The following is a 1401-nucleotide window of genomic DNA, read 5'->3' on the forward strand; positions in this document are numbered from 1 at the left end:
GACTACAAACAGTTGCTCTCTATTCACAAACAAACCTTCCAGTGATAGCCGATCGCATCCACACCCTGCGTCAAACCTTGCCGAAACATGTCCGGTTAATTGCTGTCACCAAGCAAGTTACCGCTGACCGGATGCGAGAAGCCTACCATGCTGGTATTCGTGATTTTGGTGAAAATCGTCTGCAAGAAGCAGAAGCTAAATATGCGCAATTGCAAGACTTAACGGATGTTACATGGCACTTCATCGGGCGGTTGCAGCGTAACAAGGCCCGTCGAGTGTTGGATCTGTTTTCTTGGATTCATTCGGTAGACAGTCTATCTATAGCACAGCGCCTTAATCAACTAGCGCAATCCTGCGATTGTCCCCCCCAAATTTGCCTACAAGTCAAACTACTGCCCGATGCCAACAAAGGTGGATGGTCGGTGGATGAGCTACTCAGCGCCCTGCCTGCCTTAGATCAATGTGAACATCTTCGTATCCAGGGGTTAATGGCCATTCCACCCCTAGGACTCTCTGCTGACCAAGTGCTTGCCTATTTTCAGCAATTGCGAGATCTAGCCACAACGATTAACCAGCTAGCCTTTCCTCGCCTTACCCTTACCCAACTGTCTATGGGCATGTCCGATGATTATCCCTTAGCTGTGCAGGCTGGGGCAACTATAGTGCGCTTGGGACGGACAATTTTTGGCGATCGACCCCTATAGACACTAGCAGCATGGCTCTATTACCAGAGTACCTGTCCAAGAAACCATTGATCACTGTGCCAGTTGCATGACTGTTTACCTACTGGAACCTACTACCCTAGACGTAGGTCTTGGGGAATGTAATTGTTGAGCAAATCATCAGCTCGTAGCTAATACGACTCACGATCGCCTGTGAAATACAGTATATTCACTTACTCCAGCTTGCAATATCTACACGCATATTCAGGAAGCAACTGTAGATAATCGTGTAACCATTGCATCTGCTACTACGGGTCTAGCATTGATCACCTGTTTTCCCATCTTCTCCTAGGACAGTTGCCTTCATCAGGTAATGTTCCCAGGGGAAACGTACTGGCTATGGGCCAGTGGCTTTGGTACGGGCGATCAGCGTTGCTAGCTATGGCTGTCATGGTGTGCTAAATCACCACTCGATTTAGAAAGGAGAATCCCTATGAGATCGTCAACTGTTATGCGCTCCAGCACGGCTGTAATCATGGCCCTCAGTGTTGGTGCAGCAGGACTAGCACCGATCGTCCTCACTCGTCCTGCTCAAGCCCAGGTATCTTTCTACGATGTGCCTTCTGGTTACTGGGCCGATGGCTTCATTCGGGAACTAGCTAGCCGTGACATTATCAAAGGGTTCCCCGATGGCAGTTTCCGACCCAATGACCCTGTAACTCGTGCTCAATTTGCCGCG

General features: G+C 49.3%; 2 protein-coding genes. Both read left to right on the forward strand.

Annotation, left to right across the window (positions count from 1 at the left end):
- Nucleotides 1–41 precede the first annotated feature (41 nt).
- On the forward strand, nt 42–704 hold the full coding sequence (locus NZ772_18970) for a YggS family pyridoxal phosphate-dependent enzyme (GenBank protein MCS6815640.1): 663 nt from the start codon (nt 42–44) through the stop codon (nt 702–704).
- A 451-nt stretch (nt 705–1155) separates the two neighbouring features.
- Nucleotides 1156–1401, forward strand: a 246-nt coding sequence (locus tag NZ772_18975; protein ID MCS6815641.1) for an S-layer homology domain-containing protein, incomplete at its 3' end; no start/stop codon positions are given.

It is taken from the genome of Cyanobacteriota bacterium, assembly GCA_025054735.1.
Taxonomy (GTDB): Bacteria; Cyanobacteriota; Cyanobacteriia; order SKYG9; family SKYG9; genus SKYG9.